At 47.0% G+C, this 17491-nt stretch carries 17 protein-coding genes and 1 tRNA gene; 16 read left to right on the top strand and 2 right to left on the bottom strand.

The features are described 5' to 3' along the window. Window positions 1-26: 26 nt before the first annotated feature. The 7 genes from AC9UC2_RS02255 (at window position 27) to AC9UC2_RS02285 (ending at window position 7894) form a co-directional block, all read left to right on the top strand. Complete coding sequence (locus AC9UC2_RS02255) at window positions 27-1676, top strand: NAD+ synthase (protein WP_509524821.1); 1650 nt, start codon at window positions 27-29, stop codon at window positions 1674-1676. Window positions 1677-1886: 210 nt separating this feature from the next. Further along, entirely contained in the window at window positions 1887-2813 is a 927-nt protein-coding gene (gene cysK / locus AC9UC2_RS02260; protein WP_509524824.1) for a cysteine synthase A, read from the top strand. A 3-nt stretch (window positions 2814-2816) separates the two neighbouring features. Continuing rightward, window positions 2817-3329, top strand: coding sequence for a serine O-acetyltransferase (cysE, locus tag AC9UC2_RS02265; RefSeq protein WP_509524826.1), 513 nt, complete (start codon window positions 2817-2819; stop codon window positions 3327-3329). A gap of 54 nt (window positions 3330-3383) precedes the next feature. Next, window positions 3384-4688, top strand: coding sequence for a glutamine synthetase family protein (locus AC9UC2_RS02270; RefSeq protein WP_509524828.1), 1305 nt, complete (start codon window positions 3384-3386; stop codon window positions 4686-4688). Between the two features lie 21 nt (window positions 4689-4709). Then, the gene (leuA, locus tag AC9UC2_RS02275; protein ID WP_509524831.1) at window positions 4710-6425 is read left to right on the top strand and encodes a 2-isopropylmalate synthase; all 1716 of its coding nucleotides are present in this window, start codon (window positions 4710-4712) and stop codon (window positions 6423-6425) included. A gap of 36 nt (window positions 6426-6461) precedes the next feature. Next, entirely contained in the window at window positions 6462-7193 is a 732-nt protein-coding gene (recO, locus tag AC9UC2_RS02280; RefSeq protein WP_509524833.1) for a DNA repair protein RecO, read from the top strand. After that, a complete protein-coding gene (locus AC9UC2_RS02285) occupies window positions 7190-7894 on the top strand; it encodes an isoprenyl transferase (protein WP_509524836.1) in 705 nt (234 codons plus the stop codon). The genes recO and AC9UC2_RS02285 overlap by 4 nt, the downstream gene beginning before the upstream one ends. A gap of 3 nt (window positions 7895-7897) precedes the next feature. On the opposite strand, the gene AC9UC2_RS02290 is transcribed toward AC9UC2_RS02285, so the two are convergent. Then, the gene (locus AC9UC2_RS02290; protein ID WP_509524839.1) at window positions 7898-8284 is read right to left on the bottom strand and encodes a Fur family transcriptional regulator; all 387 of its coding nucleotides are present in this window, start codon (window positions 8282-8284) and stop codon (window positions 7898-7900) included. Next, entirely contained in the window at window positions 8256-9122 is an 867-nt protein-coding gene (locus AC9UC2_RS02295) for a ZIP family metal transporter (RefSeq protein WP_509524841.1), read from the bottom strand. Before AC9UC2_RS02295 ends, AC9UC2_RS02290 begins: the two co-directional genes overlap by 29 nt. Before the next feature lie 66 nt (window positions 9123-9188). On the opposite strand from AC9UC2_RS02295, the gene AC9UC2_RS02300 reads away from it, so the two are divergent. The 9 genes from AC9UC2_RS02300 to AC9UC2_RS02340 all read left to right on the top strand — a co-directional run bounded on the left by AC9UC2_RS02300 (window position 9189) and on the right by AC9UC2_RS02340 (window position 17486). Further along, complete coding sequence (locus tag AC9UC2_RS02300; protein ID WP_509524844.1) at window positions 9189-9473, top strand: antibiotic biosynthesis monooxygenase family protein; 285 nt, start codon at window positions 9189-9191, stop codon at window positions 9471-9473. Window positions 9474-9523: 50 nt separating this feature from the next. Further along, window positions 9524-10915, top strand: coding sequence for a glycine--tRNA ligase (locus tag AC9UC2_RS02305; RefSeq protein ID WP_509524846.1), 1392 nt, complete (start codon window positions 9524-9526; stop codon window positions 10913-10915). After that, entirely contained in the window at window positions 10885-12051 is a 1167-nt protein-coding gene (gene dusB / locus AC9UC2_RS02310; RefSeq protein WP_509524848.1) for a tRNA dihydrouridine synthase DusB, read from the top strand. Before AC9UC2_RS02305 ends, dusB begins: the two co-directional genes overlap by 31 nt. Further along, window positions 12052-12705: a YdcF family protein gene (locus AC9UC2_RS02315; RefSeq protein ID WP_509524850.1), complete on the top strand. Its 654-nt coding sequence runs from the start codon at window positions 12052-12054 to the stop codon at window positions 12703-12705. Further along, complete coding sequence (locus AC9UC2_RS02320) at window positions 12702-13916, top strand: deoxyguanosinetriphosphate triphosphohydrolase (RefSeq protein WP_509524852.1); 1215 nt, start codon at window positions 12702-12704, stop codon at window positions 13914-13916. Before AC9UC2_RS02315 ends, AC9UC2_RS02320 begins: the two co-directional genes overlap by 4 nt. Window positions 13917-13925: 9 nt before the next feature. Further along, entirely contained in the window at window positions 13926-15776 is a 1851-nt protein-coding gene (gene dnaG, locus AC9UC2_RS02325; RefSeq protein WP_509524855.1) for a DNA primase, read from the top strand. A 65-nt stretch (window positions 15777-15841) separates the two neighbouring features. Then, window positions 15842-15913, top strand: a tRNA-Asn gene (locus AC9UC2_RS02330). 1 nt (window position 15914) lies between these two features. Beyond that, window positions 15915-16298, top strand: coding sequence for a QcrA and Rieske domain-containing protein (locus AC9UC2_RS02335; protein ID WP_509524857.1), 384 nt, complete (start codon window positions 15915-15917; stop codon window positions 16296-16298). A gap of 81 nt (window positions 16299-16379) precedes the next feature. Then, window positions 16380-17486, top strand: a complete 1107-nt coding sequence (locus AC9UC2_RS02340; protein WP_509524860.1) for a S1C family serine protease — start codon at window positions 16380-16382, stop codon at window positions 17484-17486. Window positions 17487-17491 lie beyond the last annotated feature (5 nt).

Consider the following 17491-nt stretch of genomic DNA (forward strand, 5'->3'; position numbering starts at 1 on the left):
AATGCTACCCCCGTTACACTTGAAAAATGAAGTTGCGCGTGGCGCTAGCCCAAATCAACCCGACGGTTGGTGACCTTGTGGGCAATGCCGGGCTGATCGCAGATTCAGTTAAAAGCGCACAGGCACACGGTGCCAATTTGATTGTCTTTCCCGAAATGATTGTGACTGGATATCCAGTGGAAGATTTAGCGCTGCGTCCATCCTTTCAAGCCGCCAGCATCCGCGCAGTTCAAGAGATTGCCGCATCCATTACCGGCGACATCGTTGCCGTTGTGGGCTATCTGGACCAAGGTCCAAAAAACGCGGTTGCAGTTATTCATGACGGAAAAATCAAAGCCGTCTATGTAAAACGCCACTTGCCTAATTACGGCGTCTTTGATGAGTTCCGAAACTTTGTACCGGGGGATCAAAGCCTTGTCGTGCGAATCCACGGCGTCGATGTTGCAGTAGCTATCTGTGAAGATATTTGGCACTCACTGGATTCCATTTCAGCTCGTACTCCGGGATTGCTAGTGGTTCCTAATGGTTCACCTTTTGAACGCAACAAAGATGATGTGCGTTTGGCCCTTGTCCAAAAGCGGGCCAAGGAAATTGCAGCCCCTGTTGCTTACGTCAATATGACAGGTGGCCAGGATGATCTGGTCTTTGATGGCGACACCATTGTTGTCTCCAAAGATGGTGCGGTCCTTGCGCGCACGCCTCAGTTTGATGATCAATTAATTGTTGTAGACATTGATTGCACCGAAGGCAGTTCACGACCTGATGTAGTTATTTCAGAGGAACCAACTTCTCACGGCAACTCTGCAGCACCTGCAGTTGCAACACGATTGTCCAATGAAGCCGAAATGTGGCAGGCACTTGTCATGGGGCTTCGTGATTATGTTGGCAAGAATGGTTTTAGATCTGTAGTCCTTGGATTATCTGGTGGAATTGATTCGGCATTAGTGGCTGCAATTGCAATTGATGCACTGGGTGCAAAGCGCGTCAATGGTGTGGCACTGCCCAGCAAGTATTCATCGACCCATTCAGTAGAAGATGCCCAAGGGATGGCTGATGCAACAGGTATTCACTTTAGAGTCACGCCAATCGCCCCAATGGTTGATGCCTTCATGAGCAATGTTGTTCTTAAGGGTTTGGCCGAAGAGAATTTGCAGGCACGAGTCCGCGGAACAACCTTGATGGGTATTTCAAATCAAGAGGGCCATTTGGTTTTAGCAACCGGTAACAAGAGCGAACTAGCTGTTGGGTATTCCACTTTGTATGGTGATGCGGTCGGCGGATTTGCACCGATTAAAGATATTTACAAAACCGATGTGTGGGCCTTGGCTCGATATCGCAATGCACTAGCGCTGGAACGTGGGGAAGTTGCGCCAATTCCAGAGCGTTCAATTACTAAAGAGCCAAGTGCCGAACTGCGCCCCGACCAAAAGGATTCTGATTCATTGCCAGACTATCCATTGTTAGATCAAGTGCTGCGGGCATATGTCGATGAAGATCAAGGGTATGAAGCGTTGCTAGCCCAGGGCTTTGACGCCGAACTGGTGCGCCGAGTTATTTCGCTAGTGGATAAGGCCGAATTCAAGCGCCGCCAATATCCACCTGGCACCAAGGTTTCTGCACGCGCCTTCGGAAAAGACCGTCGCTTGCCAATGACTTCACGCTGGAATGAGCGCTAGTTGCAAACGATTAGCAACTCGCATAATTCATGCATTTGCGTAGAATTTGGGCATGCGTTCGATCATCAACTGGTTATTTACACGAAACCGTGTTGTTGACTTCTGCCTTTCTACATCTTGCAGTTGCTGATTTTTGATTCACCTCAGCCGCTCAGTTAATTAATCAGCTCCATCCTCAATAAATTTTTTAGTAACTAACTAGGGAGAATTATGAAGGTCTACAACAGCATCACAGATATTTTTGGAAATACACCATTGCTTCGCATCAATAAGATCACCGATGGTGCGGCAGGAAATGTTTATGCCAAGCTTGAATTTTATAACCCAACATCATCGGTTAAGGATCGTCTGGGAGTTGCCATGATTGATGCTGCCGAAGCAAGTGGTGAACTAAAGCCTGGCGGAACAATTGTTGAAGCAACATCTGGAAATACAGGAATTGCAGTGGCAATGGTTGCCGCAGCCCGTGGTTACAAGGCGATTATGACAATGCCTGAATCTGTTTCAAAAGAGCGCCGCAAGCTAATCCGCGCATACGGAGCAGAGTTAGTACTTACTCCAGCTGGTGAAGGAATGAAAGGCGCAGTTGCTGCGGCCGAAAAACTTGCCGAATCAGGTGCAGTTTTGGTTCGTCAGTTTGAAAACGAAGCGGGTCCATTTATTCACCGCACCACAACTGGTCCAGAAATCTGGCGCGATCTAGATGGCAAGGTAGATGCATTTGTTTCAGGTATTGGAACCGGCGGAACAATCACCGGAACCGGTCAATACTTAAAGGAAAAGAATCCCGCGATCAAGGTGTTTGGTGTTGAGCCAGCTGCATCACCAATTTTGAATGGTGGAGAGCCAGGACCACACCCAATTCAGGGAATTGGTCCAAACTTTATTCCTAACGTTTTGGATCGCACTGTTTACGACGAAATCTTGGATGCAACTGCAGCCGATGCAATCAAGTATGCACGCAGAGCAGGAGCAGAAGAAGGCTTCCTTGCAGGAATTTCATCTGGTGCAACTTTGTGGGCAGCAACAGAGATTGCAAAGCGTCCAGAGTTTGCCGGCAAAAACATTGTTGTAATTTGTGCTTCTAATGGTGAGCGTTATCTATCAACAGTTCTGTATGAGGATTTGGTTGATTAATTAATGCCAATCCTAAGTCGCATCATTGAAGACCTGGACAATGCGTTAAGCCACGATCCGGCTGCACGCAATCGTTTAGAGGTCGCTTTGGCATACCCAGGTGTGCATGCGATTTGGGGGCATCGAATCTCTCACTTTTTATGGAAATGTGGATTAAAGCTAATTGCAAGAATTCACTCAAACCTTGTTCGTTCAACAACCGGAATAGAAATTCATCCAGCGGCAACAATTGGGCGACGTTTCTTTATTGACCATGGCATGGGCGTAGTAATTGGTGCGACTGCAATTGTTGGAGACGATGTGATGATGTATCACGATGTCACCCTAGGTGCTCGTGGAATTGAACATGGAAAGCGCCATCCCACCATCGGTAACGATGTAATCATCGGTGCCGGTGCACGGGTACTGGGGAATGTCACCATTGGGGATGGCTCTCGCATCAGCGCAAATGCGGTTATTACAACTAGTTTGGCCCCAAAGACTCTGTTGGATAAGGCTGATTTCTTCGTCATTTAGGCCTTAATTGGTGATTTAACATAGCCGTAACCTGCATTTGTAAGAATGCTTCCTATGTCAGCAGATACAAATAAGCAGCAGGAGTTCGTTCTTAGAACGCTAGAAGAACGCAACATTCGTTTTGTGCGTTTATGGTTTACAGATGTTCTTGGCTTTCTAAAGTCTGTAGCAATTGCACCAGCTGAACTTGAAAATGCATTTGCCGAAGGTATTGGATTCGATGGTTCAGCAATCGAAGGCTTTGCTCGAATAACTGAATCTGACATGTTGGCCAAACCAGATCCAGCAACATTTTCGATTCTGCCATGGCGCACAGAGGCACCAGGTGCTGCACGAATGTTTTGCGATATTGCAATGCCTGATGGTTCTGCATCCCCTGCCGACCCACGAAATGTTTTGCGTCGCACATTAGAAAAAGCCGCAACGATGGGATACACCTGTTACACCCACCCTGAAATCGAATTTTTCTTGTTTAAGAATCCTCCAGAGACAGGTGTTTCACCAGTTCCTGTTGATCAAGGTGGATATTTCGATCACACACCTGCCGTAGTTGGACATGACTTCCGTCGCCAAGCAATTACTTTGCTGGAAGCGATGGGAATTAGCGTGGAATTTTCACACCATGAAGGTGGCCCGGGCCAGCAAGAAATCGACTTACGTGATGCAGATGCTTTAACAACTGCAGATAACATCATGACTTTCCGTCATGTGATTAAAGAAGTTGCTATGGATCAAGGCTTCCACGCTTCATTTATGCCAAAGCCCTTCACTGATCATCCGGGTAGCGGAATGCACACCCACGTTTCATTGTTCAAAGGCGAAGAAAACGCTTTCTATGATGCAAAAGCAGAGTTCAGCCTTTCAGCGGTTGGGCGTAGTTTTGTTGCAGGTTTAATTAAACATGCCCCAGAAATTACTGCGATTACAAATCAGTGGGTTAATTCTTACAAGCGTTTACATGGTGGTGGAGAAGCACCAGCCCTAGCTAATTGGGGCCCAAGTAATCGTGGTGCGTTAGTGCGACTGCCTATGTATAAGCCAGGCAAAGAGAATTCAACACGAATTGAATTTCGCTCTCCAGATACTGCCTGCAATCCATATCTTGCATATGCAGTAATGCTTGCTGCAGGTCTTAAGGGCGTTGAAGAAAAGTATGTCTTAAGCGATTCAAGCAATCCTGTAGCTCTTCCATCAAATCTCAATGAAGCCATTATTGAAATGGAAAAAAGCGCGTTAGTTCGCGAGACCTTGGGCGAGCATGTTTTTGAGTATGTATTGCGCAATAAGCGCGCAGAGTGGCTTGATTACAGTCGACAAGTTAGCGCCTTCGAACTAGATCGTTACTTGCCAGTCCTTTAACTCACGCGTTACCCTTAACAAGTGAACTTCCCTAACCAATTGCCGTCAAAGATGCCTGTGCATCGTTATGCGCCCATTCACCCTGTAGATCTTGCAGATCGCACTTGGCCTAACAAGAAAATTACAAAAGCCCCTAAGTGGTGCTCAGTGGATCTTCGTGATGGAAATCAAGCACTTATTGATCCTATGGATACCCCCCGTAAGTTAGCCATGTTCAAGCTTCTAGTTTCCATGGGTTACAAGGAAATTGAAGTTGGATTTCCAAGTGCTAGTCAGACAGATTTTGATTTTGTTCGAAAGATTATTGATGAGAACTTGATTCCTGATGATGTTGTTATTCAAGTTTTGACTCAGGCTCGCGAATCACTCATCATCCGCACCTTTGAAGCAATTAAGGGTTCCAAGCAGGCAATTGTTCATTTATACAATTCGACCTCAACTTTGCAGCGCCGAGTTGTTTTTGGCCTGGATAAAGATGGCATCAAAAAGATTGCAACCGATGCAGCTCAGATCTGTCTAGATTTGATGGCAACTGTTCCTGAAACTAAGGTTTCATTCGAGTACTCGCCCGAGTCTTACACCGGAACTGAGCTTGAATTTGCGGTAGAAGTTTGTAATGCAGTTAATGATGTTTGGAAGCCAACCCCGCAGTGGAAGACGATCATGAACCTTCCAGCAACTGTCGAATTAGCGATGCCAAATGTTTATGCTGATTCAATCGAGTGGATGTGCCGCAACTTAAACAATCGCGAAAACGTGATTGTTTCTCTTCACCCTCACAATGACCGTGGCACAGGTGTTGCCGCGGCCGAACTCGGCTACTTAGCGGGCGCAGATCGCATCGAAGGAACCTTGTTTGGAAATGGTGAGCGCACCGGAAATGTATGCCTGGTAACCCTTGGCATCAATTTGGTTACACATGGCATTGACCCACACATTGATTTCTCTAATATCGATGAAGTTCGACGTACCGTTGAATACGCCAATCAATTACGTGTTCCTGAGCGCCATCCTTACGGCGGCGACCTGGTGTTTACTGCATTTTCAGGTTCACACCAAGATGCCATCAAGAAAGGTTTTGATCACTTAGCCCGTGATGCAAAAGCTGCTGGCAAGGAAGTACGTGATCACACCTGGGCAATTCCTTACTTACCAATTGACCCACTAGATATTGGTCGTTCATACGAAGCGGTAATTCGCGTTAATTCACAATCAGGCAAGGGTGGCGTTGCGTACTTGATGAAGAACGAACACCACCTTGATTTACCTCGACGTTTACAAATTGAATTTTCAAAAAATGTTCAGGCAAAAACTGATGCCGAAGGTGGCGAAGTAAGTCCTGAAGATCTGTGGAATATCTTTGAAGATGAGTACTTGCCAACTGATGGCGCACCGTGGGGACGTTTCCGTCTTAAGGGCTTGTCACAAAGCTCAGTTCTTGGTGAAGATGTTTACTTGAGCGTTTCATTGACAGATCGTGGTCAATTACATGAACTTAAGGGACAGGGCAACGGTCCAATCGCTGCTTTCTGTAACATCTTGCAGGCATACGGTGTTGATGTCCGAGTACTTGATTACTTCGAGCATGCATTGTCAGCAGGTGGAGATGCATCTGCTGCGGCCTATCTTGAATGCGCAATCGAAGGCGATGTCTTCTGGGGTGTCGGAATTGATCCAAACACCACAACGGCAGCATTAAAAGCTGTCGTGTCTGCGATAAACCGCGCAATTCGCTAGTCATCTGATGCCAGTTTTGGCACTACCTTTACCCGTATGAGTTTGTACCGGGATGAGGCAATTGTCCTGCGCACCCAAAAACTAGGCGAAGCCGATCGCATCATCACGATGCTCACCCGCGACCATGGTCGCATCCGCGGAGTTGCCAAAGGTGTACGACGAACAAAATCAAAGTTTGGCGCCCGTCTTGAACCCGGAAGCCATGTTGATATTCAGTTGTATACCGGTAAAACCTTTGACACCGTTACTCAAGTTGAAGCCTTAATGAATTACGGCGAAGCGCTCACAGAGGATTACCAACGCTGGACAATTGCGGCAGCAATACTGGAAGCGGCAGAGCGATTTACAAGTCAAGAAAATGAACCGGCGCTGCAAGAGTTTCAGTTAGTTGTTGGCGGCATGAAAGCTTTAGCTGAAAATCGCTACGAGCCACTGTTGATTCTGGATGCATTTTTATTGCGATCATTAGCTGTTGCTGGGTATGCACCATCGATGTCGATTTGTTCCAAATGTGAAAAGCCAGGACCCCACCGATACTTTTCATTAGTTGGCGGGGGATCAGTATGTGCAGATTGCCGCCCATCGGCATGTGCAACTCCAGCCCCTGAGACTTTAGAACTGATGGGCGCGCTATTGAGCAGTGATTGGGATGTAGCCAGTGCAAGTGAGGCAAAGTTTCGCCGAGAGGCTAGTGGTTTGATTGCCGCTTATTTACAATGGCACCTAGAGCGTGGTTTGCGTTCTTTACCAATGGTGGAGCGGGTATGACAATCAAGATTCCTCATCATGTTGCGATCGTTATGGATGGCAATGGTCGCTGGGCGCAACAACGTGGGTTGCCACGCACCGCAGGACACGAAGCAGGAGAAGCTGCGCTATTTGATGTTGTTGAAGGTGCCATTGAATACGGCGTTAAAGAAATAAGTGCGTACGCGTTTTCAACTGAAAATTGGCGACGCTCACCCGATGAAGTAAAATTTTTGATGGGCTTTAATCGCGATGTGATCCGCAGGCGTCGTGATCAAATGAATGAAATGGGTGTCAAAATCCGTTGGGTTGGTCGCCCTAAGCGTTTATGGAGCACCGTAATCAAAGAACTGGAAGAAGCCGAAGAGTTAACCAAGAAGAACAAAACCTTGACATTGAATATGTGCGTTAACTATGGCGGACGTTCCGAGATCGTTGATGCTGCAACCGAGCTTGCACGAGATGTTAAGCGCGGCAAAATCAAGGCCGATGCAATTACCGAAAAAGTATTTGCTAAGTATTTAGATTCTCCACAGATGAGCGATGTCGATCTATTTCTTCGCTCATCGGGGGAGCAGCGCACCAGTAATTTCTTGCCTTGGCAAAGTGTTTATGCCGAATTTGTCTTCATGGATGTGCTGTGGCCGGATGTCACACGAAAAACTTTGTGGAAAGCGATCGAAGAGTATTCCGCTAGAGATCGCAGATTTGGCAAAGCTTAACTTCTAGCACTTAGAGCAGATTCCGAAGATTTCGGCGGTATGGCCAACATCTCTGAACCCATGTTCATCAGCCATCGTTTTTGCCCATTTTTCAATTGCGCCGCCTTCGATTTCAACGGTGTCACCGCAACTCTTACACACTAAATGGTGATGATGGGTGTCACCACAAAGACGATAGATAGCCTCCCCATCTTCACGGCGCAGAAGGTCGACGATCTTGTCATCAACTAATGACTGCAATGCGCGATAGACCGTTGTTAAACCGATGCCATCGCCTTCGCGGCGCAGGATTTGATGCAGCTCTTGAGCGCTGGCAAAACCACCAGTTCGCTCAAGAACTGCAATCAGTTTGATGTCAGATTTATTCATTGTCTGAGTGCTGGTGCCCATCTTCTTCAGTATGACCTTCTTCAGCATGACCTTCTTCGTGGCCGTGCTCATCCTCTTGGTGGATTTCTTGCCCACTTCCATGAGCATGTGCATCACCTGAATGTAGATAAGCAACTAGGCCCCACATAATCAAGACACCTGAAATAGTTGCAACCATTGTCCATCGTCCATCATGACGAGAGTGTGCTTCAGGCAAGATATGCGATGTGGCAAGATAGATAACAATTCCTGAAAATGCTGCTAAATAGATTGCAATAAAATTATCGCTCAGAACAAGTGTGCTACCAAGAGCTGCGCCACCAATACGAGCAAGTGCATCTACGCCAAGTAATCCGAAACTTTTCTTTCCCCAAAGACCTGATTTGATCATGAAGGAAACCGTGTTGAGTCCATCGCTAAATGCGTGGACAAGCAGAGCGACAAAAACTACAAGCCCTAAATCGGAGCTGACTTTGAATGCAACACCCAAGGCCAAGCCATCTAGGAATACGTGACCACCCATTGCGATCGCACCAAAAGCTCCTGCGAAATTATGTGAGTGTTCGTGATCATGACCGTAATCTGATTCTGCGGGTTCATGAGAACCGAAGATTCGCTCGTAGAAATGCAGCAGTAAGAAACCACCGATCAGAGCAATCGAAACAACTGGGGCGTGAAGAAATTCTTGACTCCCAAGTTCAAAGACTTCAGGCAGTAGATCAAAAGCAACAAGGCCAAGCAAAAGTCCCGCCGATAACCCAAGGACAAGGTGCAAGCGATCTTTTGCTTTCAGGGCTAATGCCCCGCCTGCAAAAGTTGATAGGGCGGTAAGGCCTGCGAGGATGATGGCTATGTTCATATCAGGACAGTAGCACAGAAATGGAAATGGTTTTCATTTCCAAATTCAAGCCGATACGCTCAGCCCATGCTCGCAATAGCTCGATTTTCAACCCCATTGGCTGAGGCCTCCCACTTTGAGGCTCAGTTAGCTACCGCACTTGAGGCCTTTTCAGCGTGCGCAGGATTTGTAAGCGGAGAATTTGGACAGAATCTTGATGATCCATCGTTGTGGTCACTGGTAACCCATTGGGAAAATGTTGGCTCCTACCGCAGAGCGTTAAGCAATCTGAATGTAAAAATGAATGCAATTCCACTTCTTGCACAGGCAATCGATGAGCCAGGTGCATATGAACGCTCGTACACAGAGTAAAATTCACGTACGGAGGTAACACCAGTTGCTGACCGCCGACAGCCAGCCGGATGGAGATTATTGTGGCAACGGACCGTTTAGAAAATATCGTAGGACTAGCAAAGCGTCGTGGGTTTGTTTACCCATCATCTGAAATTTATGGCGGACTTCGCGCATCATGGGATTACGGCCCACTTGGTGTTGAACTTAAGAACAATGTAAAGCGCCAATGGTGGAAGTCCATGGTCATGGGCCGCGAAGATGTTGTCGGCCTTGATTCATGTGTGATCTTGGCGAAGGAAGTGTGGGAAGCATCAGGACACGTTGCAACATTTAGCGATCCATTAACTGAATGCACCGCTTGCCACAAGCGTTACCGCGCCGATCATCTAGAAGAGGCATACGAGGCAAAGCATAAGAAGAAGCCAGAATCTTTAACTGACATCAACTGCCCAGCTTGTGGAAACAAGGGTCAGTTCACAGTTCCAAAGCAATTCAGTGGATTACTAAAAACATTTCTAGGACCGGTTGAAGATGAATCAGGTCTTGCATATTTGCGTCCAGAAACTGCGCAAGGAATCTTTATTAACTTTGATCAGGTAATGACAACTTCTCGAAAGAAGCCACCATTTGGTATCGGCCAAATTGGAAAGTCTTTCCGCAATGAAATTACTCCTGGAAACTTCATTTTCCGTACGCGCGAATTTGAGCAGATGGAAATGGAGTTCTTCGTTGTTCCAGGAAGCGATGAAGAGTGGCACCAGTACTGGATTGATACACGCATGGCTTGGTATGTGGACCTTGGAATTAACCCAGAGCGCCTGCGTGTTTACGATCATCCAAAAGAAAAGTTGTCACATTATTCAAAGCGCACAGCAGATATTGAATACAAGTTCGAATTCGCCGGAACCGAATGGGGCGAGCTTGAAGGTATTGCTAACCGCACAGATTTCGATCTGAAGGCACACTCAGCAGCATCAGGTAAAGATCTTTCTTACTTTGATCAAGAAAAGGGAGAGCGCTGGACTCCGTTTGTAATCGAACCAGCAGCAGGCGTGGATCGTTGCACCCTTACATTCTTAATGGATGCTTTCACTGAAGATGAAGCACCAAACAGCAAGGGAGAAATGGAAAAGCGTGCAGTACTAAAGCTTGATCATCGCCTTGCACCAATTAAGGCAGCGGTTCTGCCACTGTCACGTAATGCTGATTTGTCACCTAAGGCGCGCGATCTTGCAGCACAGCTTCGCAAGAATTGGAACATTGATTTTGATGACGCAGGTGCGATTGGTCGTCGTTACCGTCGTCAAGATGAAATCGGAACTCCATACTGCATCACCGTTGACTTCGAAACTCTTGAAGATAATGCGGTAACAATTCGCGATCGCGACACAATGGCGCAAGAGCGCATCGGCCTGGATCAGGTCGAGGCATGGTTAGCACCGCGTTTACTAGGTTGCTAAAGCCTCTCTTACTCCCACTAGCAAGCGGTGATCACTACATTGATCCGCCGGTTGTTCTGGCTCCTATGGCCGGAATTACCAACGCTCCATTTCGAACGCTATGTCGCGAACAAGGTGCAGGTTTATTTGTTTCCGAAATGGTTACCGCGCGAGCTTTAATTGAACGACGCCCAGAAACCTTGCGAATGATTGTTCCTGGAAAAGATGAGTGGCCACGATCAGTTCAGTTGTATAGCGTAGATCCAACAACGATGCGTGCGGCGGTAACAATGCTCGGTAAGGAAAATCTTGCTGACCACATTGATATGAACTTTGGTTGCCCTGTTCCCAAGGTAACTCGCAAAGGCGGGGGAGCTGCCCTTCCTTTCAAGCGCAAACTCTTTACCAGCATTGTTGGCGCAGCCGTTGAAGCTGCAAAGCCGTTTGGTATTCCGGTTACCGTAAAGATGCGCATTGGAATTGATAGCGATCACGAAACTTATTTAGAGGCAGCACAATCAGCAGCACACCTAGGTGTTGCTTGGGTTGCATTACATGCTCGCACAGCGGCGCAGATGTATGAAGGAAAAGCAGATTGGTCTGCAATTGCGCGATTAGTAGAGCATTTAAAGCCAACCGGAGTACCTGTTTTGGGTAACGGTGATATTTGGTCTGGCAGCGACGCGGTATCCATGGTCAAAGAAAGTGGATGCGCCGGTGTTGTTGTTGGACGTGGATGCTTAGGGCGACCTTGGTTGTTTACAGATCTTGTATCTGCGCTCAAGGGAGAAGGCAAGCAGATAACGCCTACGTTGCATGAAGTACGCGAAGTGATGTTCCGTCATGCAAATCTGATTGTCGAATACTTAGAATCTGAAGATCGCGGAATGCGCGACATGCGAAAGCACATGGCTTGGTATTTAAAGGGTTTCCGTGTTCCGCGCGAGATTCGCCATGACCTAGGAATGGTTTCTTCTCTGCAAGAGATGCGTAATCTTTTAGACCAATTAGAGGATCAGCCATATCCAACAGAAGTTGGTGAAAAGCCACGTGGTCGAACCAGCCATGGCCGTCCTCCAACATTGCCTGATGGCTGGCTCAATGATCCAGACGAACTAGTTCATGTTGAACTAGAGGATGCATTTTCAGGCGGATAGATGTTTCTTTTTAGATGGATTCGTCGCACAATTACTGTCATTGTGATTCTTGCATTGATAGGCCCTGCCTATGGAATCTCTCAAGTTTGGAGAGCGGCAAATAATCCAGTCGTACGCCAAGCAGATGTCATAGTTGTTTTGGGAGCTGCGCAATTAGATGGTCGGCCAGGAGAAGCGCTAGAAGGTCGCTTAGTTGAAGCAAAACGAATTTTTGATCTTGGCTATGCACCATCAATTATTACTGTTGGCGCAGGCGCACCAGGGGATCGCACAACGGAAGCAGCTTCCGGAAAGTATTGGTTGCGCACTAATGGAATTTCAGCTAAAAACATCACTGCAGTTGAAGAAGGCCGCGATACTTTGGCAAGTACTAAGGCGTATGCCAAGGTCATGAAAAAACGATATGTCAGTGATGTAATTATTGTTACTGATCCTTTTCACTGCGCACGATCAATAAAGATGGCAAATGATCAAGGTGTATTGGCGACATGTTCACCTGTCCAAACTGGGCCAAATACTCTGGATAACAGTGGTTATCGCTACCTCTTTCGGGAAGCGGCCGCATATTTGGCGTATATAACAGTCGGTCGCCGCGGCATTCATGTAAGTGATCACTTACCAGGTGCAGACATTGTTACTAAGGTACTTCCGTGACATATAGCGCCCACGATCAAGAACGATTCCTGGATGAACCTGCAAAGCGTCCAGGCCGTACCGAATTCATGCGCGATCGGGCACGAGTTATTCATTCAGCATCGCTTCGACGTTTAGCTGCCAAAACTCAAGTAGCAGTTCCTTGGGAAAATGATTTTCAACGAACCCGCCTTTCGCATTCACTCGAGTGTGCACAAATTGGTCGCGAACTTGGTGAATCACTAGGTGCTGATCCAGATTTGCAAGACACCGCTTGTCTTTCACATGATTTAGGACACCCACCTTTCGGTCACAATGGTGAAGAAGCCCTGGCTGAGATCGCAAAAGATTTTGGTGGTTTTGAAGGAAATGCTCAGAGTTTTCGATTGCTGGTGCGACTTGAAGCAAAGACAGTTGATAGCAATGGGAAAAGTATTGGGCTTAACTTAACTCGTGCCTCTTTAGATGGTGCAACTAAGTATCCATGGCCACGAGCTGAAAACCCACGCAAGTTTGGCGTGTATGACGATGATGTCGAAATTTTCACTTGGATGAGAGAAGATGCACCAGTTGGAAAGAAGTGCATTGAAGCGCAGATCATGGATTGGTCAGATGATTGCGCATACTCGGTTCATGACCTAGAAGATGCAATTTTTGCAGGTCAAGTATCTGTAAAGAATTTTGTCAGTGATTTCGCCGATCTCTACAAGGTAATGACCACTGATTACAAGAGTGATGCAACTGAACAAGAAGCCCTTGATGCACATGCTCGCTTGTCAGCATTGTCGGCCTGGCCGCATTACTACGATGGAAGTCACCGAAGTCTGGCTCGCCTGAAGGATTCAACAAGCCAATTAATTGGCCGCTTTGTTTTAGCCGCGGAAATAGAAACTAGAAAAGTACATGGCGATGGCCCTTTATCGCGCTACAGCGCAGATTTAGAGATTCCTCGCGAACAAAAGATCGAAGTTGATTTTCTGAAAGCAATTGCTGGCCATTACTTGATCAATGCTGCGCATTCGCAGGATCGTTATGCCAAGCAACATGTAATCATCAAAGAGCTAGTTGAAATGCTGCTGAAGTACCCTCACGAGATGGACTCTTTTTTTCAAAAGCCTTGGAATGAAGCAACCGATGAGATCGCCAAAATGCGCGTGATTATTGACCAAGTAGCCGCACTGACCGATCCTGGCGCATACGCGCTTCATGCGCGCTTACTTGTGAATCGGTAAGGTGTGGGTATGAGCGGTCGCATTAAAGATGAGGATGTTGCATACATCCGCGATCGCGCGCCAATTGATGAAGTTGTTGCAGATTACGTTCAGCTAAAAAATGCCGGTGGTGGGCAGAAAAAAGGGTTGTGTCCATTCCATGATGAAAAGTCTCCCTCTTTCCATGTGACACCAAGCAAGGGTTACTTTCATTGCTTTGGCTGCCAAACTGGCGGAGATGTCATTGCATTTTTAATGAAGATAGATCACTTGACCTTTACCGAAACTATCGAACGTCTGGCAGATCGCATCGGTTACACATTGCGATATGAAGAAAGTAATTCACCTTCAGCTGGTCCCGTTGTTACATCAGGTACCCGCAATCGATTGATTGCAGCACATGCCGAAGCAGTTAAGTTTTATCAAGAACAACTCAATACTTCACCAACGGCTGCGCATGGTCGTGAGCTTTTAACTAAGCGTGGTTTTGATAGAGCGGCCTGCGAACAATTTGGAGTTGGGTATTCACCCGATGAATGGGATGGCTTAACTAAACATCTTCGTGGACTTGGTTATTCAATTGATGAACTTGAATTAGCTGGGCTATCAAAGATGGGCCAGCGCGGACCAATCGACAAGTTTCGCAATCGCTTGATGTGGCCGATTAAAGATATTTCAGGTGACATTGTTGGATTTGGCGCTAGAAAACTGGCAAGTGATGAAGAAGATCAAGGGCCTAAGTATCTCAATACTTCAGAAACCCCGATTTACAAGAAGAGTCAGGTCCTTTATGGCTTAGATGTTGCGAAGAAAGAGATTGCAAAGAAGCGCCAAGCTGTGATCGTCGAAGGTTACACCGATGTTATGGCGGCGCATCTGGCTGGCATAACAACTGCGGTTGCAACATGTGGAACTGCGTTCGGCGCAGACCACATCAGAATTTTGCGTAGATTGTTAATGGATGATGATGCTTTTCGCGGAGAAGTAATTTTCACTTTCGATGGTGACGCAGCTGGTCAAAAAGCAGCACTACGTGCTTTTAGCGAAGATCAAAAATTTGTAACTCAAACTTTTGTGGCGGTCGAACCCGATGGCTTAGATCCATGTGAACTGCGACAGGAAAAAGGCGATCTAGCTTTGCGTGATTTGATTGCGCGCCGTGTTCCACTTTTCGAGTTTGCAATCCGTGCTGAGCTTGCACATCACAAGTTGGACACTGCAGAAGGACGAGTCAATGCATTAAATGCTGCCGCCCCTTTGGTTGCGCAGATTCGTGATAAGTCTTTGCGACCTGAATACACACGTTTGCTAGCAGGTTGGCTAGGTGTTGAAGTTGAATTAGTTACACGAGCCGTGGCACAAGGTGCAAAAGCTCTTCCACGACAAGCACCAGTAGTTGCAGATGAAGAAGTGGCGCAACCTAATTTTAGGCCAGATCCTAATGAGGCACGTTTAATTCTAGAACGTGAAGTACTTAAATCTCGCTTGCAGGAAGCGCAACTTTTTGCTGGTGAATTGTGGAGTTCAATTGAACCAGGTGCATTCACGCATCCGGCATATAGTGCGATGCGTACTGCAATTGATTCAGCGGAAAAACTTTCGCCAGATTTAATTGCTGATGAAAACCTTAAAGCTCTCTTCATGGAGCTCTCGGTTGAACCAATTCGCGCAGATGGAAAACCAACCCAGATTTATGTTGCAAGTATCGTTGCCCGACTTCGTGAAGTTGCAATCTCGCGCTCAATTGCAGATCTCAAATCATCATTGCAGCGCCTTAACCCGGTCGAAAATGAGATCGAATACAACGCAGCATTTGCCCAGTTAGTAGCCCTGGAATCAGCCCGCCGATCTCTGCATGATTTAGCGCTCGGCTCTCTTTAGTCTGGCCAGCCGCTAATTTTTGCCCTTACGCTCGGGTGCGCTAGAGTTTGCGCTTGCACCGTTAATCCCTGATAGCTCAACGGCAGAGCAGTCGACTGTTAATCGACAGGTTCTTGGTTCGAATCCAAGTCAGGGAGCGTGAAGTTCACACGTCGCTCCGCATTGCGCATGGCCCTGGCCAGCGTCGCGGCCTCTTTTGTCGGAACTCGGGCCGAAGCCAACAGCAAGCAAATTGTTCGCTTAAGCAGGATCAAAGTTGGCGCAACTTTTCCTTTTCAATTAGCAAATGGAGCACCAGCACTCCTGTTTCGCACCAAGACCGGCGTTTTTGCATATCAAACTATTTGCACTCACCAAGGTGGATTAACCAAGTACTTCAGCGCTAAAAAAGTACTGGTGTGCCCCGTGCACAATGCAAGTTTTGATCCATTTAAAAAAGGCGCAGTTGTATCAGGGCCTGCAACTACTGCACTGCCAACCGTCAAAGTTACGATCAAGAGCGGTTGGGTAGTGCTCGCATAAGTTGCACCAAATAGTAAGTCGTTTCTAAACTTTTTCTCAGGTTAAAGTGAAAACTTGTTTTTGACTATGGAAGAGGTTGAGATGAAGAGAACATCCACGAAGGTCATTGCAGGTTTCCTACTAGGTGCGACATTGGTCGGCGGTGTCGCAACTGCGTCCGTCTCAGAACCACTTGGCGTCAAAGTATGCGTCGATAAGCGAACACAAGCTATTTTCTTAGCTGGATCAAATGGTTGCACGGCTTCGCGAACAGCGTTGACACTCGGTGCGCCAACAATTGATGTAAAAAGTATTGCAGCTGTTGTTACACCTTCAGTTGTTTCCGTCAAAGTGGTAGCAGCTGCAGGTAGCGGAAGTGGAAGTGGCTGGGTTTATAAGTCAGACAGCACATCCTCATTTATTGTGACCAATAACCATGTAATCGAAGCAGCCGCAACAAGCGGCACAATCACCGTTGAACTGCTCAATGGCGATGTTGTTCCGGCACAAATTGTTGGTCGAGATATCGCTTATGACTTAGCGGTTCTCAAGATCAATCGAGGCAACCTTCCAGCCGTAACTGTGGGAGACTCTTCAAAGATAAGTGTTGGAGAATCAGTTGTAGCAATTGGGTCCCCATTGGGATTAGCAAGTACAGTGACAAGTGGAATTATTTCAGCCTTGAATCGCCCTGTTACAACTGGAACTCTTGGCTCTGAATCCTTCGTTAACGCAATTCAAACTGACGCAGCTATCAACCCTGGTAATTCAGGTGGCGCACTTCTTGATTCAAGGGGTCGGATAGTAGGCGTTAACTCTGCGATCGCGACTTTGTCATCAGGTGGGACCAGCGGCAGCATTGGACTTGGATTTGCCATTCCAATCAACGAGGCAAAGCGTGTTGTAAATGAGTTAATCGCAACCGGAAAATCCACGCGACCAGTCCTGGGCATTTTCTTTGATTCAACCTTCACTGGAACTGGAGCAAAGATTTCACGTTTAAGTCCTAATGAGGGTGCCGAAAAGGCAGGAATTCCTGCCGGTTCAGTAATCACTGCTATTGATGGAGTCAAGATTGCCGATCAGGTTGGAGCAATTGTGAAGATCCGTTCATATGCACCCGGATCCACGATCACTGTGACCGTGACTCTGCCAACTGGGGGCTCACAAAGTTTTAGAGTCACTTTAGGAAGCGCGCCTTCTAATTAACCAAA

The organism is Candidatus Planktophila sp. (assembly GCF_036734405.1).
Taxonomy (GTDB): domain Bacteria; phylum Actinomycetota; class Actinomycetes; order Nanopelagicales; family Nanopelagicaceae; genus Planktophila.